The organism is Bacteroides cellulolyticus (assembly GCF_025567135.1).
In the GTDB taxonomy this organism is placed as follows: Bacteria; Bacteroidota; Bacteroidia; order Bacteroidales; family Bacteroidaceae; genus Phocaeicola; species Phocaeicola cellulolyticus.
Genome location: NZ_JAOQJJ010000001.1, coordinates 478,241 through 500,713, shown reverse-complemented (window position 1 = coordinate 500,713; position 22,473 = coordinate 478,241). Strand labels below are relative to the sequence as shown.

Sequence of the window (22,473 nt, the reverse complement as noted above, 5' to 3'; positions counted from 1 at the left end):
TTTCCCAAGTGGAGTCAGCGAGTATGTGTTCGGAGCATAATAAATCACGAAATACTGCCCCAGGTATAGAATCAGGTCACCAGGTTGTGTGGTAATCCTTTCGTTGCATTGCGGCAGGGTAGTTCCTATAGGACCCACTTTCTCCATTCCGGCATAGTCATTCATATTTATGGTTAGAGGCCCTTCTTTGAGCAGATTTACTAAAGCTCTTGTTGATACGTTGTCTTTTAGTGTGGCTGTAAGTGTTGTTCCGTTAACTGAGATTTTAATTGTTGAGTTGCTCATATTTTCTTCATTGTTATTCTGGTTATCGTTGTTTGTATTTTCTTCGTCTTGGTTGTTGTTCCCATTTGAAATTTCAGTTTCTGAATTATTGCCGGATAGTATTTCCGGTTCCGGACTGCACGCCATTGCAAACATGGAGTAGATGAAAATAAAAAAGAGTAATCTTGCTTTTCCCATAATCATAGTCTTTATCTTTTTATACTGATACAAAGGTATTGACTTTGCGATTAAGGTTTGATATACAGATTACTGATGATTGTACCAGAATTACGGTTTCTCTTTTGTTTACATTTAATCATTTAGTATCTTTGTAATATTATGGAAATACGAAAGATAGAAACAAATAAGAAGAAATATTTAGATTTGCTGTTATTGGCTGATGAACAGGAGTCGATGATTGACCGCTATTTGGAAAGAGGCGATATGTTTGTAATACTTAATACAAATTTAGAACCTGTTTCCTCCGCAGTCGTGACAGATGAAGGTGATAGTGTATGTGAACTTAAAAGTTTGGCAGTTTCTCCACAATATCAACGAAAAGGTTACGGAAAGCAAATGGTAGATTTCTTATGTAAACGTTATGCAGACAAATTCAAATATATGATAGTCGGTACAGGAGAGAGTGCAGAAACTATGTCTTTTTATAAGAAGTGTGGGTTCAAGTATTCTCATATTGTCCCTGATTTCTTTACTGCCAATTATGATCATCCAATTGTAGAAAATGGGATAACATTAAAGGATATGGTATATTTCAGAAAAGAATTGTCTGTATAAAAGTCTGATATTGATGAACAGGGAAATTCTTTTCTAATTAATATTGCATAGAAGTTCATAAAACTTTCTTCATCTTGTAGTTCGACAACTTCAAGCGATTTGCCTGTTGTTTTTGCTCACATTCCACAACATATCCTTTGTGTTCAAAGAATAGACGTGCAGTTTTGCTTACATCTGATGTAATCTCTTTTACTTCATATTGTCTTGCTATCTTTTCAACTTCATAAAGAAGCTGAGTTGCTATACCTTTACCTTGCCAATCCTTATGTACAAACATGGAATGCATATAACCGTTCTTGTTCATAGAAGAAAATCCAATCAGGTAGTTTTGTTCGGCGAATGCTCCTACATATTGATTAGAAGACAGAAGTTCTTTCCAGTGTTCTATGTCGTCACCGCATGAAGCCCAGTCTTCCACTTCCTCCGTTGTATAGTCTTTAATATTGATGTTTAATACTGTGGAATGGAATAGGTTCTGCATATCATGGATGTCTTTTTCTTCAAGTGGGCGAATTTTATAGTTTATTTGTTTATTCATGGTTTTACTTTTTATTATAATCATCTTTGGTGAGTAATGTAAAATGTTCGGTACGTTCGTCACCTAAAGGAGAAATCTTTCCTTCTTCTGTATGGTGATATTTGAAACCGCATTTATCCATAACTCTGCGTGATTTCGTATTTCCGTCATAATATCCGCACCATACTCTTTTTGTATCAAGTTCATCAAAACAACGTTTCAGAAGACGGTTTACCGCTTCTGGTATTAGTCCTTGTCCCCAGTAGGGAACACCAATCCAATAACCTATTTCTGCATCACCTTCTTTCATATCCGCACTATGTACGCCGTTACCGAACATAATGCCTACACTGCCTATAGGTTCGTTTGTTTCTTTCAATACTACAGCGTATGTTTCAGGAGCAGATAAGATGTTTCGTATTACATCTTTGCTGTTTTCAACAGATGTATGTGGTGGCCATCCTGCAATAGGTCCAATAGCAGGATCTTTGGCATATTTATAAAGTGCTTCAGCATCTGCTTCAATCCACGGACGGAGAATAAGTCTTTGAGTTTCCATGAAATATTTTGTCATATATTTTTCTTATTTAAAAAGATATATTATTGATTCTCATTATTTTTGAGTTTGACAGACTCAATAAATTCATCCCTGCCTTTGCAGCTGAATACATATTTCTTACTGTTCGTACGGATGAGTACTAATTCGTTCAGATTAGTTGCATACATAGTATAGCTGCCTAACTTAGGATTTTTGAATTTTCCTAGATATCCAAATAGACCACCGCTACCGAATACTCTAATTGAAAAAGCTGTTTCTGAGTTTGGTATGGCTTTTATTGCTATAATATCCTTTATAGGTATATTAATAGCGCCAAACAGTCTGTGTAAAATTATTTTATCATTTCCAATAGTTAACCGTATCGGCATATAGCCTAATCCACCTATAATAGTAGCTATAAAAACAACTATGAGCGTGTATTTGAGCCAAAGCATTGATGACGGAAAATCGTCTGTCCAGATAAAATATGTAGATGCAACCAGAATAATAACTGTTATGGCTGTTATGACCGTAACTCCCATACTCCATGTACATGGGAAAGAAATTTTGTCGTTTTTCATAATGATATGTATTGGAAATATTATTGTTTATAATCTATTGAACCAAAACAAATATAACTAAAACAGTTGTAATTATTATAATCAGTAATAGATTTTTTATGAAATAAAGAATTTATCCGTGATATTCGGTTATTATTTCACTAGCCCATTCAATCAATATGTGGCTTCGTTTGGTAAAGTCGTTTTCTTGAAAATCTGCAGATGCTATATTCAGTATAATACGGTCTTTATCTGTGACATGTTCTGACAGGAGTTTCATTGAGCTAATGTAAGAGCCTGTATCAAGAAAATGTTTCATGCGTACGGTGAAGCGTGCGGCTTTATAGAGTCCGACTAAGGTGTTTATATCTTTTGCATGAAGAAAATTATGGGAACAGGCATGATACAGGTTGCACGCTCCGGTCAAAACGGAGCGGCGTATGTCGTCATCGCTAGATATTTTTTGCAGATAATCTAATGTACCGATTATAGGCTTCGTATCAAGAACCAGTTGAAGGAGATCTGATTTTTCCCAGTTAATCAGTTCTCTTTCTCCGGATACGAATCCGCATATCATGTCATGTTCATCGAAAGAATCAAGCATTGACTGGTAATTCTGTAAGTCCTTAAAATTTACTTCGTCAAGAATTATTACCACATCTATGTCGCTGTCGGCTGTCTGTTCGCCTCGTCCGTAACTGCCTTGCAGTCCGAAAAACTTAATTCTGTTGCCGAATAGTGAGATGAGTTTCTCTTGAAAAACTTTCAGCCAGGATATTATGTCGAAGTTGTTCTCATTCATATCGTTTGTTTATTCTTGATATTATTGTCGGTGCAAGCATTGTTGTTAGGACTACCAATATCCATAAATTTCCGGATAGCGGATTATACGCTGCTATGAGTTCTTTCATAGGTACACCTGTTCCTATTCCGGATGTGAATTCAAATATAACGGTGAGCAGCGTCCATATTATGCCGGCGATGAAACTTTCTTTTCTATTAAGTGTAACTAGTCGTGGAAGGAGCAGCCATGTGATAAACAGTATCATGATACTAAGCAGGATACCGCTAGCGGCTGTAGCCAGTGCGGTATCCAGATATTTGGTTAATACATATTCCCTGAACCCACCATTTAGTATTGCTGTGGGTATGAAGCATAGCCATACGAGAAGGGAGTTGAGATATTTCATATATATTTTGTTTTTATGTAACATATTAGCACTAAATTATTCTAAATGTTTACATTATTGTATTTTATCAGCCGAATATCTCTCGTAACTCTTTATTGCTTAGTTTGCCTATCCAGCTTTCGCCGCTCGAAACTGTCATGTCAGCCAGATGCTTTTTCTGTTGTATCATGTCGTTGATACGTTCCTCGAATGTGTCTTTGGTGATAAAGCGGTGAACCATGACATTGCTCTTTTGTCCTATACGGTAGGCACGGTCGGTAGCCTGTGCTTCAACAGCAGGGTTCCACCAAAGGTCATAATGGATTACATGGGTTGCGGCTGTCAGGTTTAGTCCTGTACCTGCGGCTTTTAGCGAAAGTATGAAAATCTTGTCTGTACGGTTGTTCTGGAAGCGGTCAATCATTGCCTGACGTTCTTTAATACTGCATCCACCATGATAGAACAGTGGTTTTTCACCTGTCCTTGCAGTTATGAATTCCACTAACATATCACCCATCTCTCGATATTGCGTAAAGACAAGCACCTTTTCGCCGCCATCGACAATCCCTTCTATTCTGTCGAGCAGCATTTCTGTCTTGCCTGACAATTCAGACCTCCGGTCACCGTTTTTAAGGAATTGTGCCGGATGATTGCATATTTGTTTAAGCGCCATAATCATCTGGAGGATGAGTCCTTGTCGTTTGAACAAAGATTCGTTGTCTGTTGTAGGTATTCCCTCTATTTCGTTCATGGCAGCTTCCAGAGTCTTTTCATACAGAGCAGCCTGTTCCGGTTTGAGCGAAGCATATACATCAAGTTCTATCTTGTCAGGCAGGTCGGAAATGATATTCTTGTCTGTCTTCATCCTTCGCATCATGAACGGAGCTGTCACTTTTCTGAAGCGCTCGGCACAATCGACGTCATTCCAAAGCTGGATAGGGTTCGCATAGTTTTCCTTGAAGGCTTTAAGCGTATCCAGATAGCCTTTGTTGGCATAATCCATTATGCTCCAGAATTCTGTAAGCCTGTTTTCTACCGGAGTACCACTCAGAGCTATGTGAGTTGTGGCAGGAATTGACTTCACAGCCTTACTCTGTGCCGTATCGTTGTTCTTTATGTTTTGTGCTTCGTCAATTAGCATTATAGTCCATTGTCTTTTTTTAAGTTTGGCATTGTCAGAGCGCAGAACTCCATATGTAGTTAACAGAATATCTGATTTAAAGCTCTTCAAATCTCTGCCAGTACCGTGATAGACGAATGTTGACAACGACGGAGCGAATCGGCTTATTTCCATTTGCCAGTTCGTGAGCAGCCCCGTAGGTACAACTATGATGACTTTGCCTTCCTTCAATGCTCCCTCTTCTTTCAGTTTCAGAATAAGAGTTATAGCCTGCAGAGTCTTGCCCAATCCCATGTCGTCGGCAAGAACCGAACCGAATCCTATGCGCATATTGCGGTACATCCACGAGAATCCGCGTTCCTGGTATGGACGCAGTTGTGCGTTAAGTTCCCGTGGAAGGGCAATGTTCTCCTGTTCGGTCAATTCCTTGATAAGTTGTCGCACATCGTCTGTAAGGCGTATAGGTGCAGAGTTGTATTCCTCTGTAAGGGCGGCCTGCAGCAACTGTGCCGGAGTGAGTTTATCCATCTTGTGGAAAGCGTCATGAAGCTTTTCCAGAGTTTCTGCATCGGTATAGATATATTTCTGCTTGAATTTTATCAGTCCTCCGGCATTCTTCTGCAGTTTCATGAACTCTTCCATCGACACTATCTCATTGCCAAGTGCCACTTCCCAGTCGAAGGTGAACAAATCGGCAAGGCTCAGGAAGCCTTTCTCACTTCCGGATTTCTTTTTCAGCAACAATGATGCTTTCGGACGTATGAGTTGCTGAAGCGATTTAGGCATGAAAACCTTGAAATCAAGAATCCTTACAGCAGGTATTATTTCGAGTATTACGGGCAGGAATGTCTTTTCGGTGTAGTGTAAAGCTTGTTTTGCTCCATTAGCAATATATCCGTTGAGGTCTTTCATCATTCCTGCCAGCAGGGTGAAGCTTCTCAGAATGGTGAAGCGTTCGTGCTCATATTCGGGTTGTGAGAGTACATCGGACAGTGCTGTGACTTCCTTTTCCGTTTTGCGTGTGTTTTCCACGCCAACGGTAATGTCGAAACCGCCATCGGTACTTTCTTCTACATAGAGAACAGGTCGGTAGTCTGATTCGGTGAGCGAGTATGATGCTATCCATGATTTTATTCCGCCCGGCGTTTCTTTTTCTCCTACACCGCTGAAGGGAAGGTGGCTCTCCTTGAAGAATAATTCCTCTACAGGCAATTTCAGGCTGTCGGCCGTAAGTCTGTTTATGAGTTTTCCGAGAAAGAACGACACAATCCACTCTCCCTTGTTGTAAATAAATTTTCCTGTTTTACGTTCCACTGGTCTGAATTCCAGCAGTTTGTCGGGAATAATATCTTCAAGCATATCCATTAGTTGTCTTACCTGGCTGTCGATATAAGCCGGAATCCACCTGATGGCGTACTCTTTACTTGAAAGCTGAAGTATCTGTGGTGCTACAGCTCCTTTCGACAGCAGATGCAGTGAACATATCAGAGCCTGGTTCAGAGCTATGACCGAAGGATGATAGTCGGGCAGAAAGTCAGGGTTTATATTTAGCAGAGCCAGAGGCAATGAACCGTCGTCAAAAAAGTCCGTTATCGGTTCCTGTCCCTCATAGCTGATGTTCATTACTTTCCATTTCAGATTGCTGTCAAACTGTAATGAAAATTCTCTTTCGGCTTTAATCTCCTTGCCTGAGATGATGTCCGTTTGAGGGAAAAGTCCCGAAGCGTCAAGCCTCCTTGAGAAGAATCGTTGTACATTCTTCTTTGCTCGCATTATTTCAGTCGAGTATTTCTCTTTGAAATCCCCTGTAGTGGAGAAAGGAGGGTTTTCTGCCAGGAGCATGAGCAAGGCTTCCGACTTGTCAGTCAGTTTTGAGAAGTCTATTCTTTTGAACACAGGTTCCCCATGGCTCACTTCCTTAGAGCCTTTTGTTCTTACCACCTCCTTTATGTTCTGTACTGATATATCATTGCTGGTCTCTTCGATAGATATTCCGCGTTTCTTAAGCTCTTCCATAATATCTACATTGTGCATACTGAACACAATGAATGGATTATTGTCAATCTCGCGGCTGAACATGTAGATTACGGCAGCAAGGTGTTTGCATGGCACGGCCCAGTCAGGACAGTTGCACTGCATTTTCAGGTCGGTCCATTTTTCAGGGAAAATCTTGAGTCCGCAGCTTCTGGCTATTGACATGATTTCCGGGGCCATCTCCCTGTTCATCAACCGTGATATAATGCCCGGATACTTGATTAGTTCATTCATCAGCGCGTCAATCTGTTCCGGGAAGAAAGGAGGAATGATGATATTGACCTTATATGGTGTTATCCTGCTTCCTGACACTTTTGCAGTGATGATATTGTCCTTCAGTTTTATGTCTATAACGTTTCCTTTGCGTGCGTATGTAGCTCCGCGAGGAATACGGTTATCATAGTCTATATGAGTAAGCGAGCGGAGCCATTCGCTGCCCCACCATGTTTTTCCGAATTGTTCTGCCATGTTACTATATCTTATCTGAGTACTGTTTAAATAGTATTTAAATGGTATTTAAACGCTGTTTTGGATTATACTTCTTAGCTTTTATGGTAAGTGTATGCAATTTATTTTTGTCTGTGGCATACAGTTCCTGTAGCCTGATAAGTAGGCATAACCAGAACTTCTGCTATCTGTACATGAGCAGGGGCTGATGCTGCGTAATAAACCACATCGGCTATGTCGTCACCTGTAAGTGGTTTCAGCCCATCGTAAACGGCATCTGCCTTGTTTTTGTCTCCACGGAAACGGATAACGGAGAAGTTTGTTTCCACCATTCCAGGTTTGATATTTGTTACTCTTAGCGGAGTGTCAACAAGGTCTATGCGTAGTCCGTCCGACAGGGCTTTTACTGCGGCTTTGGTTGCGCAGTAAACACTGCCGCCCGCGTATGCTGCATCGCCTGCTATGGACCCTATATTAATAATGTGTCCGCATCCGCGTTCCACCATTCCCGGAACAATCATGCGTGTCATTGCAAGAAGTCCTTTGATGTTTGTGTCTATCACTATGTCCCATTCATCCAATGAACCTTCGTGTTCTTTATCAATGCCCAAAACCAGACCGGCATTGTTTATCAGAACATCTATATTCTTCCATTCTCCTTGCAGAGAGTATATGGCATTACGCATTTCTTCACGGTTTCTAACATCGAATGGAAGAGTTACGACTTCTGTTCCTGTCTTTTCAAGTTCCTGTTTCAGACTTTCCAGTTTTTCAGTATTTCGTCCGTTCAGTATAAGTCTGCTTCCCATTGCCGCGAATTTTCTTGCGCAGCCTTCACCTATGCCGCTTGTGGCACCGGTGATTAAGATTGTTTTTCCTTTCATATTCTAATACGATGTTTTTATTGTAATTGTCTTAAATAAGTATATATTTTTTACTGTTATCTGCCGTTGTAAATCGTCGGATTTTCGGCAGCCATGGAATAATAACTTTCATTCAAACTATAAGTTTTCGGCTCGTTTGCGACAGCTTCATTGTCCGTCCACTGCTCGCACTGGCGAATAACGGTTTCAAGAGCATTAGCAGCTTCTCCCGGTGGATAATTATATTTCTTCAGCAGACGCTTTATCATTTTGCGCATACCTGCACGTGCCGATTCCTTTTTCTGCCAGTCGATGGTACGGTTCTTCCTGAGAATTTCTGTCAGCTCCTTGGTCATTGCGACAAGTTCCTCGTTTGTATATACATCATGCACGGCCTGAGGTTTGGTCAGTGCGTCGTAGAAAGATTTCTCTTCGCTGGTCAGTCCCAAATCATTTCCGGCAGCTTCGGATGATGAAATCTCTTTTGCCAGTGCCAGGAGTTCCTGTATTACCTCTTCGTTGGTAATCAATCCTTTAAGGTAATTCGATAATGAACGGTTCAATAAGTCTGAGAACTTTTCAGCCTGCACTATATTCGTCTTCTGATACAAAGTCACACGTTCTGCCAGTAACCTCTTCAACAACTCTACCGCTATGTTCTTTTCCTTCATCTTGGAGATATCGTCAAGGAAAGCCGCATCAAATAATGAGAATTCAGCTTTCACGTCAGAGAAAAGATTAATCACCCCTTCGCTCCTGATACTATGTTTGAGCAGTTCGCTGATTCTTGCATTAATATCACGTTTGGAGATTTTTCCTTTTCCTGTCATTCGTGTGAGCAGGGTACGGACAGCCTCAAAGAAAGAGGCCTCATTCCGTTGTTGAGCGTTAAGCAGACTGCGACATAAAGTAAGTGAATTATGCAGAAGCATAGCCTCTTTCATGAACGATTGACGCTGTTCCTGCTTGTCCGGCGACATTATAAAGTTTAGCCCCCCTTTTATGACTTGAGCACGTTCCAGGTCCGATTCAGTCAGGAAGTTACTGTAATCGTAGCCGTGGAACAAGTCACGGCAAACTTCCAGTTTTTCCCTGAATTTAAGCAAAGCCGTTTCCTTGATGTCCGGATTACCGAATTTCTCGCGGTCGCGTCGTGTATAATCGTGCATAGCCTCTTTCAGAGCCTTAGCTATACCTATATAGTCCACCACAAGTCCGCCTGCCTTCCCGTTGAATACCCTGTTCACACGTGCTATAGCCTGCATCAGGTTGTGTCCGCTCATAGGCTTATACACATACATCGTAGCCAGTGACGGAACATCAAACCCTGTCAGCCACATATCCACTACGATGGCAATCTTCATAGGGTCGCCATTGTCCTTGAAGCGTTTTGCAAGTTCCTTCTTATATTGTTTGTTGCCAATAATGTCGTGCCACTCTTCCGGGTCTTTATTGCTGCCCGTCATTACCACCTTTACCTTTTCATCCCAGTCAGGACGCAGTTCCAGCAGCTTGTGATAGATACTCATTGCTATAGGTCGCGAATAAGCCACAATCATGGCCTTTCCAGTAAGTTCATACTGCCTGTTCTCTTCGTAGTGTTTCAGTATGTCTCTGCACAGAGAATCTATCGTTTCCGGCGCACCAAGAATCTCTTCCAGGTGCGACATCTCCTTCTTGCTTTTCTCAATCTGTTCTTCCGTAGCACCTTCTTCGGCAAGCAAATCATATTCGTCGTCGATAGCCTTCAGTGTAGCTTCGTCCAGATTAAGATTTATCACGCGCGATTCGTAATATACAGGACAGGTAGCACCGTCGGCCACAGCCTGCGTCATGTCATAGATGTCGATATAGTTTCCGAAGACTTCTACCGTATCCCTGTCCTTGGTAGATATCGGCGTACCTGTAAAACCGATGTACGATGCGTTCGGCAGACAGTCATGAATAATCCTTGCTGTACCTATTACACGTTTTGCAATATCTTCGCCCTTCTCATTCTTGGTCATGCGGATTTTCTCTTCAAAACCGTACTGTCCGCGGTGCGCCTCGTCAGTCATTACTACAATGTTTTTTCTGAGCGACAAAGGCTCGGCGGATTCCTCGAATTTCTGCATGGTGGTGAATACAATACCGTTTGCCTCGCGTCCTGCCAGCAGCGATTTCAGGTCATCACGGCTCTTGGCCTGTACTGGTACCTGACGCAGGAAGTCCTTACACTTCGCAAACTGTGTATATAGCTGGTCGTCAAGGTCGTTTCTGTCCGTAATTACCACTATTGTAGGCTGTGAAATCTCGTCCTGCAGCAGATGAGCGTAGAAAACCATAGAAAGAGATTTTCCGCTTCCCTGCGTATGCCAGAACACATCAATCTTACCGTCATTCTGTACCGCAATTTTTGTTCTCTCTATAGCTTTCTTAACCGCAAAATACTGATGATATCCTGCGAGAATCTTCGCCGCACCGGCTTCATCCTTTGAGAAACAGACAAAGTTTCTTATAATATCCAGAAGCCTTTCCTTTTGGAAAATACCCTCGAAGAAAGTATCATAGTCGGCAAAATCCGTACTCTCATAGTCACCGTCCTTGGTTTTCCATTCCATGTAGCGGTCTTCCTTGCTCGTAAGCGTTCCTGCCTTCGAACATGCCATGTCGCTCATCACGCAGAAAACATTATATATGAAAAGCGACGGAATTTCTTTCATATAGTTTCGGAGTTGCAGATACGCTTCCGAAGCGTCCGTTTCCTCCCTCGAAGGAGATTTCAGCTCCATAACCACAAGCGGCAGCCCGTTTATGAATATCACTATGTCCGCACGCTTCTCCGAATGTTCCACAAAAGTCCACTGGTTTACTATCTTGAAATCGTTGCGTTCCGTATGTTCATAGTCTATCAGATATACAATGTCGTTCCGTTGCTCTTTGCCGTCGAAGTATGAAACCTCTATCCCGTGTTGCAGATAGTCCATAAAAAGCTCGTTCTTCTGAGTTAGGCTTCCTGTGTCTATATCTTTCAGTTTGGCAATAGCTTCGTTTATAGCCGTTTGCGGTTTCCCCCTGTTTACGTTGCTCAGACAGTCCGTTAGCAGTTCTTCATAGAACGGAACATAATAATCCCTCTCTATGTTAGGACCATAAAGATGAGTATAACCCATTTGCTCGAACAGCGCTATCACCGCTTTTTCGTAATTGTCTTCTGTGAATGACATGGTATTATATTAATTCATTTTTATGTTATGAGTTATTCCGCATCAGGATTAAAATCAAGAGGCAGAAGATTATCGTTATTAAAACGGTCGAAATCAGAGTTGAACAGCTTATCCTGTATCACTCTGTATTTTTCGAATTCAGCTTCGGCAAAAGCTTTGGCAAATTCAGCACTTATTTTTCCTGCATTATCCAAGATCTCATCTCCTCCGGCTTCGAGGATGATATCAATTCTCTTAGCCCAATCCTCCATGGTCATAGGAATATGCCGTTTTGCCATACGTTCCGCCATGTCAAGCACCGCATTCACCAGATGCCCCATATCTTCCAGTTCTGTTTCCTTCAGATAGTTTTTTGCGATACTGACATCAGGTTTTACTATCTTACCGTCAGGTGCATTTTCCCAGGTGGTAAGTCCCATGTTCTCCTTCTCAGCATTGGCCCGTTCCACAATCAGTTCGGCTGCGGTATGTCCATGTACAGCATAGTGCATTTTGTTCTGTACTTTCCGGAAAAATTGTTTTGTAGTTGGAGCATCTTTGTTGTAATCAATGGCAGTAGCATAAATGTCTGTCAGTTTCTGATAGAACCTGCGTTCGCTCATGCGGATTTCTCTGATTTCGGCAAGCAGATGCTCAAAATAATCTTCTCCTATAAATGAACCGTTCTCCATTCTTTTCTTGTCGATGACATAACCTCGAATGGCAAACTGTCTGAGGACATACGTTGCCCATTGGCGGAACTGTGTCGCACGTTTGGAATTTACTCTATATCCTACTGATATTATGGCATCGAGATTGTAGAACATGGTCTGATAGTTTTTTCCGTCAGAAGCAGTTACCGAGTTTTTCTCGGTAACTGCTTCTTTGGATAGTTCCTCAGAAGAAAATATGTTCTTTAAATGCAATCCTATGTTGTCAGTAGAGCAGTCAAACAGCTGAGCCATGGCTTTTTGTGTAGCCCAAACAGTTTCATTTTTATACATCACCTGTATTCCGTCCTCCTTACCTTCAAGCATAAAGATAAGGAACTCTGCAGTACTGTTCCGTATTATTCTTTTTTCCATATCCGATGTCATTTGTGGAGATTGTTACAAAAGTAATAATTTTTTCGGATGATATGCTATCTTATTTATTGAAGATTCTCATTCACTTAGAATAGTATTAGAATTTCGTACTAAATACAGTTTTCAATGAATGCTTAGTGCACGACAAATTTTGCCTGACTTGTGGGGGTGCTTGAGGGGGTACTTGTGGGGGTAGCATTTTTTAAATGCATTTAAAAAGAATTTAAGCGGTGTTTAAACAGTGCTTGAATAGATTTATAATGGTGTTCGAACAGCATTCGAAGAGTGTTGGAATTGCGTTATAACTATGTTTATTTTGTGTTCACTGCCCGTTCACTGAACGGGCAGTGAATGCCTAATGAACGGGTGGTGAACGTATGAATAATTCTGATTTATGTAAAATAATTTTAAATATTGGTACTTTGTTTTTATCTTTATGATTGATATTACCGCTAAAGTTTATACCTGTATGACTAAAATAGAAACAATGGCTCAATATGATTGGGCGGTGAAAAGAGTAGAAGAGTTGCTTCCGTTGGTTACAGACGAAACTCCACTCGATGATTCCAACAGCATAGAATTAGAATTGCTTTCTAACCTTGTGGCAGACTATTCCGAAGGACATTTTGCGTTGTGATAACCTACCCTTGTTGATGTTCTTAAACTCCGTATGTATGAAATGGGGCTTAATCAAAAATCTTTGGCCAAATTGATTGGAGTCAGTCCTTCACGCTTAAGTGATTATATTTCCGGTAAATGTGAACCAACTTTGAAAGTTGCCCGTGAAATAAGCCGGAAGTTGAATATTGATGCAAATATAGTATTAGGTGTGGATTTCCTTGTTACAAATAATTTTATCGGCTGAAAAACAGCCGATAAAATAAAAATATCCAACAAGAGAATAATTTAATTCTAATTAATGGAATGTCCTTGTAGTAATTATTCGTTTATAGGTATTTCAACATTAACAGGAGTCTGAACCATTGCAGCAATTTTTGTTTGTACATCTACATACATATCAATATTTTCTATAGGTGTATCTAATGAAACAATAAGTGAATACCGAATTTTCTTATTATACTTCTTTAAGTTTGTTCGTGTTTTCCACCATCCACCAATTGGATACACGGCTATCAAGTTACATGTAGATAATTGAGCAGCTGTTAATTTTAATTCATCAGAATGTATTGAACCCTTATTCCTATTATCAGATCCAATAGTCCACCGAGAAGAATCATTTTTGCCTCTGTCTTCATTTTCTTCAGCTTCTATAGCTTTGTTGATTCTTAATTGAAACGCTCTACTATCTTCGTTTTCATTGTTGACATCAAATCTTAAACCACATGAAGCGTACCTATATTTGTCTTTCCAACCTATCTCACCCGGTGCTGGCTCAATGAAATATGAGAGTGTTATTCTCATGGAAACTTCGATTTCTCCAAGTTGTTCAAGAATTTCTTTTGGCCATGGGAATTCAAAAAAATGCATTTCATTAATTTTTACATTGCCTTTTCTCTCTTTAATGAAAGGTTGTATGGTTTCTTGTGCAATATATGTTAATCCGTTACCGTAGCTATATAAAGCTCTTTCTTCTGACGGAACTCCATATCCGCAAAATCTCAATCTACGTTCCATCTCTTTTCTATTACTTACAGGAAATTGCTCTTCCATACATTGCGTCCATTTGGCGGTATGTACCATTAATCCTCTTATACTTTCAGCCCATAACTTAGGATATTTGCTTTGTAGTTTTCCGGCAAATTTAGAGGCAAGCGCAGTTGCTGCACTTGTTGCATTTATGACATCAAAGAAACCTTTTATAGAGAAATTGCTGCTTGTTGTAAGTAATTGCAATTCTTCAACATCAGAATAAGGAAAATCTTTATCGTTAGTTTTTATCAGATTACCACCTTCGAACATCACTTCAGGTTTTATAAGTGAAGACTTTTCCCATAATAAAGACGTTCGTGAAAATGGACTTATACCTCCACTTGGAGCAACTCTCTCTTTATCTCTTAATTCATGACTATTATTAGCCGTAAGTGTTGTATATGCACCGACTGTTACGCTATTCCATGATTGGGCGGGATCCTGTACAGGACGTAATCCATTACCATAAGGATATTGTTCTATAACACCTTTGTCTTGGTCGTTTATATAGCGTATATTTCCTGCAGATATCATGAATAATTTTCCATCATTCCCTTCATTGTATGTTATAGAGTCTATTGAACCGGACCACGAAGATGGTTTGCCTTTCTCACAATCCTCTGCAGTTATTGCCATACAATAACAAATATTCTTCCTCGGAAACATTACGTCTGAAACCGCAACAGCCTGTTTTGTCAAATATCCCCATGCGTCTTTCCTGTTGGGTGATTTATATGGGAATAATTTAATTGAAGCTATATGATTATCGATAATGATAGGATTGTTGTTTGCAATACAATTTCTTAAATCTCCATAAATTGTAGTACCACACATACAAGTTCCATGTCCGGCTCTGTCAGCAGAGCCTTCGCCAACGACGCTGCCACAATGCTCATCTTTGATTATTTCAGACAGAAGAGGATGACCATTGTTCACTCCTGTATCTAAAACACAAACAACAGATTTTTCATTAGGGTTAAAGTTTACTCTATTTTGCAAATCCTCAACCCATTCCTGCTGTTCACTTCTACATTCTTTAAATAGTAATCCGGTCAGTATTTGTGCTCCTCTTATCTCTGCCATCTGATCTGAACTTTGCAATAGCAGGGATAGAGCTTCAATATTAGCATGAACCAAAAATACAGACCTTTCAGGGAATGTAAGAATAGAGTCTTCTTTATATTGTATGTGCAATGCATTCAGGGTATCAATAAAAGATTTATGTTGTTCTTCTATTGTATCCGATTCATTTGTACGTATCCATATTTCATACCAATCTGTTTTTTCTGTAGGAAATTCATTTATACTATCAGTCCATAAAGACCGGAGTAATGCTATGCTTACAGATTCAATACTACGAAACAGTCTATCATTTTTAGGCTTTTCGAATATGGTATCCTCATTAGCATACTGATTTAATTTATTAATAAATACCTTTTCCTCACCATGTGGTACATATACAGTAGCGAAAGTTTGTTCTTCATTTTCAGCAGTCAATGCAGTCCTTATATTAAGTAACCTGATACCGGATTTCTGCTTCTCTAAACTCGTCGCCAACAAATCATTTGCTGGAGCTCCTGCAAATTCCAGATATGTGCCAGTTCGTGCAGGCAGAGATATTGCTGACATGTCTTCTTGTATCTTTTCATTTTGAATTCGTGCATTCTCAAAAAGACGTTCAAGACGTGCCGCATGTTCAAGTCTATTTCTTATTGGAATCTTTGGTTCACCTCCGCCTGATGTTCTTGGCGAAAATCCAACAGAAGTTCTAACCTGTTCCGGTAATATAATATGTTCGTATTGCTCCATAAGCCGGTATTATTTATTATATGCAGACTTCCTTTCGTTAATAGTCTTAATAACCAAATCAAACTTTATAGGGGTATCATATATAACCGAAGTCTTTATTACATCCAAGCATGCTTGATTTATTTCGGCATGACTTAAAGAATCTAATTCAGGTAAAAGTGCTTTTATCTCATTTTTATTCAGACTGCCGTTTAAACGGTTCTTCAATAACTGGACCTTTTCATCATCAGAAGGTAATTGATAATGTATTACATCGTCAAAACGTCTGAATAAAGCCTGATCAAGAAGCTCCAGATTGTTTGTAGCTGCAATAATCAAACTGTCCGAATGGTCACGTTCTATAAATTGAAGAAATGAATTCAGTACACGACGCATTTCACCGACATCATTGTCTTTCCCACGCTGACCTCCGATGGCATCAAATTCATCAAACAGATATACAGCAGGAATATTTTCTATGAAATCAAAAATTTGCCTCAATTTTGCACTCGTTTCGCCCATGTATTTTGTTACAATTTTATCCATAAGAACAACATACATAGGCAACTTCAATTCATTGGCAATAATTGAAGCAGTCATTGTTTTCCCTGTTCCCGGATGTCCGGAGAGCAGAATTTTACGTCTGTTTTCAAGGTTGTGCTTAAACAGTTTGTCCCTGTATGTAAATTCATTGATAATTCTCTCTATTCTGTTTTTGATATGTGGCGCAACAACTAAATCTGCCAAACGCTCCTGAGGAAATATTTCCAAAAACAATCCTTGCAGATTAGGATCTATATTCTTTAGCTTTGGCTTATTTATTTTTGAAGTATCTATGATTTTGCGTATGTCATTAGCCAAATTAGTATGACCTAATTTAGCCTCATGAGCAGCTATCTGTAATGCTACAGTATTGAACTTCTCATTATTATCTTCGAAATGGCTTTTTACAAGTGTTATCAATTGAGCTGCTGTTGCCATATTTCTTTTTTATTTTATTAGTGATATTATTTATGTCAAATGGTTCTGCAAACAGGCAAAACTTAAATAATCTACGTTTCGCATTATTTATCGGAGATACACACAATATACGAATCTGCGAAGTTTTAATGCTGATAATATAATATGCAAATATAATTATCTTTACTCCATTTTCTGAAAAATAATGGCATAAAAACAAGTTTTTTTGAAAAATTGAAGAATACATTTATGCTCATTATGAGTTGAAAAGATATTCTTCTTTATGTTTGGTATATTTTTCAAATCGTTTAGCTTCATCGTTATCAATGAACGAAATTGTACGGTATTCTATATCATGTACTCAAGTTTCGCAAGTGCAAAACTTATGGTATAAAAGTAATAAAGAAGGTATCAGTCCACCTAAAGGTGACCTTCAGTATGTAAAGTTCAATAGTCAGTAAGTTGATTATAGAATATCGTTTGGAATTTAAGCTTTACCTACTAAGTCAACTTGTTGACTGATAATACTTTATTACTTGCGAAACTTAAATCATGTATATTATTAAAAACATAATTGGGTTTATCTTCGTTTTTTCTTGTACCCGCACCGAAAGGTTTTGGCAACAATGATGACATCCTGTATGCAAGATTTTTACTTGTACCAAATAAGACAAACTTACCAATTCTTCTATTTCTAAGTTGATACACACCACTTCCGAATGGAACATTTAAGTATTCTCCTTTCCTTGGGTCAGGAAAGGATTTCCAGTCAGTCCATCCTTTATTATATAGCTTTTCAAAATATTCCATAAAAGAAAATTCAGTAATGTATTTGTTTATTCATCTAATTCCGTTTCTATTTCACTGAGCTTTAGTTCGCCTGACATGAGTTTGGGGAGGAGGGTGTCACGAAGCTGGGCAAGTCTTTCTGATTCCATTCCGTTCGATTGAATTTTGTCATAAAAAACTTTTATCATCTTTTCAAAGTCAGCAGCAATACTAATAGGAGGAATTACAATCTGTTCTTTTTGTATAAATCCATTTATATCAAGATTCTTAATGCCTGTTGTTCCATTTTCATATGAAAACATTACTCCTTGATTATAAAGCATTTCCCATATATAATATAAGAAAGAAGAATAACCGGAGGACGGCTTTATTGCTTTACAGAAATTTGTACATATAATAGAATTATTATACTTCTCCAATAACCTATTAGAAATTCTACAGACTCGGCCGGTTGATTGAGTTGGACTTCCACCTGAAATTTCAATTACCACATCTCCGTCAATTAAGACTTTTGATTGATAATTCTTTTCCAGAATAAATCGTGTTGGCATACTTCCTTTGTTTCCTATTTTTATATCTGGAATATCTGCCCCTCTAATACAAAAAACTTTTCTTACATGATTGCCTTGTGGGTGGTCTTTTCCCCAATCACCACTAATAGTATTTTTAATTATATCAGATAATGTACCAACTTTCCACCCTTCCGGTATCATCCCAAGTTCTGAATCTACAAACTTTCCATCCTTGAATGGTTCAAAATCTACAAACCAAGACTTGAATAATGCTTGTGCCTGCTGCTCTAAATTTTCATTTATGCGGCGGTTTAGTTCGATTTTATTTTCTATATTCCAAAAGAATTGAGCTATTTTATCTCGAGTTTCTTTTTGGGGTGCAAGAAATGTAAAATCTTCAATATTAGCTTTTGTAATCATTCGTACGGTTGTACCTGTTTGACATGATTTTATATGATGAACATAAGCAGGTGATTTCATTAGCCAATAGATATATTCATTGCTAAAATCAGAGTTATTCTGTACTTTGTATAGATTTGCTCCAATAATCATTTTGTGTCCATCGTATTTTTTAGGTATAATAGCTGGCATACCCAGTATTGGAAGATTATCAGATTGTTGTCGAGTAGCTAAAACGATGTCTCCAGAATATGCCAGATATCTATCTGGGGCATCTCCAGAATATGGTCTAATCCCTGAGACGAGGAATGTATCTCTAAAAGATACGCATCCCATGCCTAAGAGATAGTTCTCACCATTTCCAATGAATTCACCTTTATATGCGAATCCACTTGAAATATTGATTAAATCTCCTAATCTATATTCTTTCCATTCTTCCATAATCCACCCCAATTTTAAATCCTAAACCCAATACTCCCCAACTGCTTTCTAATCTCTTCCTCCAACTGGTGCGACTTCTCAAACATCTCAGACAGTTCTGATGTGAGTCGCTCCATCTTTTCCTGGAACGGTTCGCCGTCGTCTTCCGCTTCGGCTATGCCTACATAGCGTCCCGGAGTAAGTATATAGTCCTGCTTGGCTACATCGTCGAGAGTAGCTACGGTACAATATCCTTTCTCGTCTTCCAATGTTCCGGCCTGGAAATCGTTGAAAGTCTTGGCTATGCGCAGGATGTCTTCTTCGGTCAGTTCGCGGAGCTTGCGCGTAACCATAGTTCCCATCTGACGGGCATCGATGAAGAGAATCTTTCCTGTCTGCTTCTTGTTTCGGCTTAGGAACCAGAGTGATACGGGGATACCTGTGGTGTAAAACAGCTGCGACGGCATGGCCACAATACATTCCACCAGGTCCGCCTTGATGATATTCTCGCGGATTGTACCTTCACCGCCTGACTGCGACGAAAGGGCACCGTTGGCCAACACCATACCTATATGACCGCTCGGAGAGAGGTGGTGAATCATGTGCTGAATCCATGCAAAGTTGGCATTGCCTGATGGCGGAATACCGTATTTCCAGCGCACATCGTCCTGCAACTTGTCGGCTCCCCAGTCGCTGAGGTTGAAGGGCGGATTGGCGAGTATATAATCGGCTTTCAGCGTAGGGTGCTGGTCGCTGAAGAATGTATCGGCTGCAAACTTGCCCAAGTCGGCTTCTATGCCACGGATGGCAAGGTTCATCTGTGCCATTTTCCATGTGGTAGGGTTGCTGTCCTGTCCGAATACGGAGATATTGTTTATGTTTCCCTGATGTCTTTCTATGAATTTGGCAGACTGTACGAACATACCGCCCGAACCGCAGCAAGGGTCGTAAACGCGGCCGCTGTATGGCTGCAATACTTCCACCAAGGTGCGTACTATGCAGGCAGGGGTGTAGAACTCACCGGCCAGCTTGCCTTCGGCTTCGGCAAACTTCGACAGACAGTATTCATATGTGCGGCCCAAGATGTCCTTTGAATCGCCGTGTTCCTTCATGCGGATGTTGGTAAAGAGGCCCACCACATCGCCGAGCCTTCTCTTGTCCAGTTCAGGACGGGCGAAGTTCTTTGGCAATATGCCTTTCAGACGAGGATTCTCTTTCTCTATCAGGCGCATGGCATTGTCTATCACCGTACCTATCTCCGGAGTGTGTGCAGCTTCCGCCACTGCCGCCCAGCGTGCATCCTGAGGAACGAAGAAGATGTTTTCGGCTGTATATTCGTCAATGTCTTCCTCGAAGCCGTCGCCTTCGTCTACAAGTTCGTTGTATTTCACCTCGAAACGGTCTGAAATGTATTTCAGGAAAATCAGTCCCAATACTACGGACTTATACTCCGATGCGTCGAGGTTTCCCCTGAGAAGGTCTGCCGCCTTCCATATCTCTTTCTCAAAGCCTATGTCGGCTGTGTTGTTTGTCTTCGCCATGTGCTCTTATGCTAAATTTCAATTATGATTATTCCAAATATATAATAATGTGTATGCAGATACAAACGAAATGCGGGTTTTCTTACTTTCTGATGTCAGAATCGCTCATCATTCGGCCTCTCATTCACAAACTCCCGAGGCTTCTCCATTTTCAGTTTCGCGCCACAGTATTTGCAGTATAAGGCCTCGAAATCGTGCCCGTCGCGGTTGCAGCGTGAGCATTTCCGCTTTTCCAGTTTTTTATGCTCGCTCACCATTGTAGCTGAAACTATACCTGTAGGCACTGCTATTATGGTATAACCAATCAGCATTATCACTGCGGAGATGAACCAGCCAATGACTGTGACAGGAGTGATGTCGCCATAGCCCACGGTGGTCATTGTGACTATAGCCCAGTATATACTGTTGGGGATATTGTTGAAGCCGGAGCCCGGTACGTCGCCCTCTATCATGTACATCACTGTTCCCATCGACGTGACAAGTATCAGCACGAAGAAAAAGAATATCAGTATCTTTGGCGCGCTTATCCATAGCGAACGAAGCAGCAGGTTGCCCTCGTTTATAAAGGTGAAGAGTTTGAAGATGCGGAATATTCGTATCAGTCGGAAAGCCCGTATCACGAGAAGGTAGTGCGAACCTGTAACAAAGAAACTCATATACACAGGCAGTGTAGCCAGTAGGTCAACTATACCGAAGAAACTGAAGATATATTTTTGAGGCTTTTTCAGGCAGTATATTCTTGCCAGATATTCAAAAGTGAAAAACAGCGTGAGCAGATATTCCAATATTCTTAGAACTAAATAGGCAGAGTGGGGGAATATGTGCATACTTTCTACTATGACAAGCAGTACGCTAAGGGTGATGCTGCTTATGAGGATTATGTCGAACAGCTTTCCTTTTTTCGTATCCGATTCAAACACAATAGAATATATCTTTTCTTTCAGTTCATCGTTATGAAGGAAGTTTTGCCAACGCTGATGTATTCTGGAAATGAATTTCATGCTTATGTTTATATTTTTTAGTAAGGAACAAAGTTAATAATAAATCATAATGTTTTTGTGATAATATATCAGAAATATAATGTTTTGATATTATTACCATAACGCGTTGCACGAACGTGTTACGCTATCTATGCCAGGACGGCGATATTTTAATCTCATCCTTTTTATGGGAGGGAATTTAGATTGTCACTTGCGCTCTTTATGTCAATACTTCGGTAAATAATTAATTAAATACTTAAAAATCAGCGAGTTAAATTAACAAGAGTTAGCATAAAAGAATTGGTCAAGTGTCTGACTTTCAGTAACTTTATATTATCTATATATAAGTTAAACATGGAAATATCAGGAGCGCTCAACCAATATATGAATATCTGCAGGGATACCTTTAATGGATATTACCGCAAAATTAAACAAAAGTACGAAATATGTTGTGGTCATACCAAGAAAAATAAACTTCACACAGCTTGCACGCTATGGGAATCGTTGCGAGCAGTGTTACAGGCAGACTTTTTTTGAATAAGTTTGACTGTTACGGTGTTTCTGGGATAGCCGAAGTTTTTTAAGAAAAATTAGTTTTATTCTCATAAATTGCATAGTTTTGTATTTGTAATCTTCATAATAGTGATGATTAATACTTGAAAATATACATAGCTATCATTATAATGATATATAAATACAGTTTATATGTCAGATGTACTGTCGTTAAAAGTAATCAGGATCTCATGACAAAACGCTTTGACCGTAATAATGGAAAAATGATTCATACAAAAACTTTGGCTGGAAATAGCCCCGATGTGTACAGTTATGAACAATTGATTACAGTATGTGGGAATCTG

General features: G+C 39.7%; 17 protein-coding genes and 1 pseudogene. 2 read left to right on the top strand and 16 right to left on the bottom strand.

The features are described from left to right. Positions 1–462, bottom strand: a 462-nt coding sequence (locus OCV82_RS02145) for a cyclophilin-like fold protein (RefSeq protein ID WP_262542801.1), incomplete at its 3' end; no start/stop codon positions are given. 141 nt (positions 463–603) lie between these two features. On the opposite strand from OCV82_RS02145, the gene OCV82_RS02140 reads away from it, so the two are divergent. Beyond that, complete coding sequence (locus tag OCV82_RS02140) at positions 604–1,059, top strand: GNAT family N-acetyltransferase (protein WP_154042883.1); 456 nt, start codon at positions 604–606, stop codon at positions 1,057–1,059. A 55-nt stretch (positions 1,060–1,114) separates the two neighbouring features. On the opposite strand, the gene OCV82_RS02135 is transcribed toward OCV82_RS02140, so the two are convergent. The 9 genes from OCV82_RS02135 to OCV82_RS02095 all read right to left on the bottom strand — a co-directional run bounded on the left by OCV82_RS02135 (position 1,115) and on the right by OCV82_RS02095 (position 12,577). Beyond that, positions 1,115–1,597 carry a GNAT family N-acetyltransferase gene (locus OCV82_RS02135; RefSeq protein WP_154042882.1) on the bottom strand — a complete coding sequence of 161 codons (483 nt, stop codon included), beginning with the start codon at positions 1,595–1,597 and terminating at the stop codon, positions 1,115–1,117. 4 nt (positions 1,598–1,601) lie between these two features. After that, positions 1,602–2,135 carry a GNAT family N-acetyltransferase gene (locus OCV82_RS02130; RefSeq protein WP_154043073.1) on the bottom strand — a complete coding sequence of 178 codons (534 nt, stop codon included), beginning with the start codon at positions 2,133–2,135 and terminating at the stop codon, positions 1,602–1,604. A gap of 41 nt (positions 2,136–2,176) precedes the next feature. Next, entirely contained in the window at positions 2,177–2,695 is a 519-nt protein-coding gene (locus tag OCV82_RS02125; protein ID WP_154042881.1) for a PH domain-containing protein, read from the bottom strand. 112 nt (positions 2,696–2,807) lie between these two features. Then, positions 2,808–3,476 (bottom strand): nucleotidyltransferase domain-containing protein, encoded by a 669-nt coding sequence (locus tag OCV82_RS02120; RefSeq protein ID WP_154042880.1) that lies wholly within the window; start codon positions 3,474–3,476, stop codon positions 2,808–2,810. After that, a complete protein-coding gene (locus tag OCV82_RS02115; protein WP_154042879.1) occupies positions 3,469–3,864 on the bottom strand; it encodes a hypothetical protein in 396 nt (131 codons plus the stop codon). Before OCV82_RS02115 ends, OCV82_RS02120 begins: the two co-directional genes overlap by 8 nt. A gap of 67 nt (positions 3,865–3,931) precedes the next feature. After that, positions 3,932–7,465, bottom strand: a complete 3,534-nt coding sequence (locus OCV82_RS02110) for a DEAD/DEAH box helicase (protein WP_154042878.1) — start codon at positions 7,463–7,465, stop codon at positions 3,932–3,934. 101 nt (positions 7,466–7,566) lie between these two features. Next, on the bottom strand, positions 7,567–8,328 hold the full coding sequence (locus tag OCV82_RS02105) for an SDR family NAD(P)-dependent oxidoreductase (protein WP_154042877.1): 762 nt from the start codon (positions 8,326–8,328) through the stop codon (positions 7,567–7,569). A 56-nt stretch (positions 8,329–8,384) separates the two neighbouring features. Then, positions 8,385–11,513 (bottom strand): type I restriction endonuclease subunit R, encoded by a 3,129-nt coding sequence (locus OCV82_RS02100; RefSeq protein WP_154042876.1) that lies wholly within the window; start codon positions 11,511–11,513, stop codon positions 8,385–8,387. A gap of 32 nt (positions 11,514–11,545) precedes the next feature. Next, positions 11,546–12,577: a virulence RhuM family protein gene (locus OCV82_RS02095; protein ID WP_154042875.1), complete on the bottom strand. Its 1,032-nt coding sequence runs from the start codon at positions 12,575–12,577 to the stop codon at positions 11,546–11,548. A gap of 469 nt (positions 12,578–13,046) precedes the next feature. On the opposite strand from OCV82_RS02095, the pseudogene OCV82_RS02090 reads away from it, so the two are divergent. Continuing rightward, positions 13,047–13,442 (top strand): annotated as a pseudogene (locus OCV82_RS02090) (helix-turn-helix domain-containing protein). Positions 13,443–13,516: 74 nt separating this feature from the next. Here OCV82_RS02090 and OCV82_RS02085 read toward each other — a convergent pair. The 6 genes from OCV82_RS02085 to OCV82_RS02060 all read right to left on the bottom strand — a co-directional run bounded on the left by OCV82_RS02085 (position 13,517) and on the right by OCV82_RS02060 (position 21,637). After that, positions 13,517–16,036, bottom strand: a complete 2,520-nt coding sequence (locus tag OCV82_RS02085; protein WP_154042874.1) for a S8 family peptidase — start codon at positions 16,034–16,036, stop codon at positions 13,517–13,519. 9 nt (positions 16,037–16,045) lie between these two features. Beyond that, a complete protein-coding gene (locus OCV82_RS02080) occupies positions 16,046–16,996 on the bottom strand; it encodes an AAA family ATPase (RefSeq protein ID WP_154042873.1) in 951 nt (316 codons plus the stop codon). 480 nt (positions 16,997–17,476) lie between these two features. Next, entirely contained in the window at positions 17,477–17,785 is a 309-nt protein-coding gene (locus OCV82_RS02075) for a hypothetical protein (protein WP_154042872.1), read from the bottom strand. A 26-nt stretch (positions 17,786–17,811) separates the two neighbouring features. After that, the gene (locus tag OCV82_RS02070) at positions 17,812–19,116 is read right to left on the bottom strand and encodes a restriction endonuclease subunit S (protein WP_154042871.1); all 1,305 of its coding nucleotides are present in this window, start codon (positions 19,114–19,116) and stop codon (positions 17,812–17,814) included. A gap of 14 nt (positions 19,117–19,130) precedes the next feature. After that, on the bottom strand, positions 19,131–20,636 hold the full coding sequence (locus OCV82_RS02065; RefSeq protein ID WP_154042870.1) for a class I SAM-dependent DNA methyltransferase: 1,506 nt from the start codon (positions 20,634–20,636) through the stop codon (positions 19,131–19,133). 95 nt (positions 20,637–20,731) lie between these two features. After that, positions 20,732–21,637 (bottom strand): ion transporter, encoded by a 906-nt coding sequence (locus OCV82_RS02060; RefSeq protein ID WP_154042869.1) that lies wholly within the window; start codon positions 21,635–21,637, stop codon positions 20,732–20,734. Positions 21,638–22,473 lie beyond the last annotated feature (836 nt).

Coding starts and splice junctions, on each gene's coding strand:
- OCV82_RS02140 (WP_154042883.1), top strand. CDS start 604: ATGGAAATACGAAAGATAGAAACAAATAAGAAGAAATATTTAGATTTG.
- OCV82_RS02105 (WP_154042877.1), bottom strand. CDS start 8,328: ATGAAAGGAAAAACAATCTTAATCACCGGTGCCACAAGCGGCATAGGT.
- OCV82_RS02130 (WP_154043073.1), bottom strand. CDS start 2,135: ATGGAAACTCAAAGACTTATTCTCCGTCCGTGGATTGAAGCAGATGCT.
- OCV82_RS02120 (WP_154042880.1), bottom strand. CDS start 3,476: ATGAATGAGAACAACTTCGACATAATATCCTGGCTGAAAGTTTTTCAA.
- OCV82_RS02115 (WP_154042879.1), bottom strand. CDS start 3,864: ATGAAATATCTCAACTCCCTTCTCGTATGGCTATGCTTCATACCCACA.
- OCV82_RS02125 (WP_154042881.1), bottom strand. CDS start 2,695: ATGAAAAACGACAAAATTTCTTTCCCATGTACATGGAGTATGGGAGTT.
- OCV82_RS02135 (WP_154042882.1), bottom strand. CDS start 1,597: ATGAATAAACAAATAAACTATAAAATTCGCCCACTTGAAGAAAAAGAC.
- OCV82_RS02085 (WP_154042874.1), bottom strand. CDS start 16,036: ATGGAGCAATACGAACATATTATATTACCGGAACAGGTTAGAACTTCT.
- OCV82_RS02060 (WP_154042869.1), bottom strand. CDS start 21,637: ATGAAATTCATTTCCAGAATACATCAGCGTTGGCAAAACTTCCTTCAT.
- OCV82_RS02070 (WP_154042871.1), bottom strand. CDS start 19,116: ATGGAAGAATGGAAAGAATATAGATTAGGAGATTTAATCAATATTTCA.
- OCV82_RS02095 (WP_154042875.1), bottom strand. CDS start 12,577: ATGGAAAAAAGAATAATACGGAACAGTACTGCAGAGTTCCTTATCTTT.
- OCV82_RS02080 (WP_154042873.1), bottom strand. CDS start 16,996: ATGGCAACAGCAGCTCAATTGATAACACTTGTAAAAAGCCATTTCGAA.
- OCV82_RS02110 (WP_154042878.1), bottom strand. CDS start 7,465: ATGGCAGAACAATTCGGAAAAACATGGTGGGGCAGCGAATGGCTCCGC.
- OCV82_RS02065 (WP_154042870.1), bottom strand. CDS start 20,636: ATGGCGAAGACAAACAACACAGCCGACATAGGCTTTGAGAAAGAGATA.
- OCV82_RS02075 (WP_154042872.1), bottom strand. CDS start 17,785: ATGGAATATTTTGAAAAGCTATATAATAAAGGATGGACTGACTGGAAA.
- OCV82_RS02100 (WP_154042876.1), bottom strand. CDS start 11,513: ATGTCATTCACAGAAGACAATTACGAAAAAGCGGTGATAGCGCTGTTC.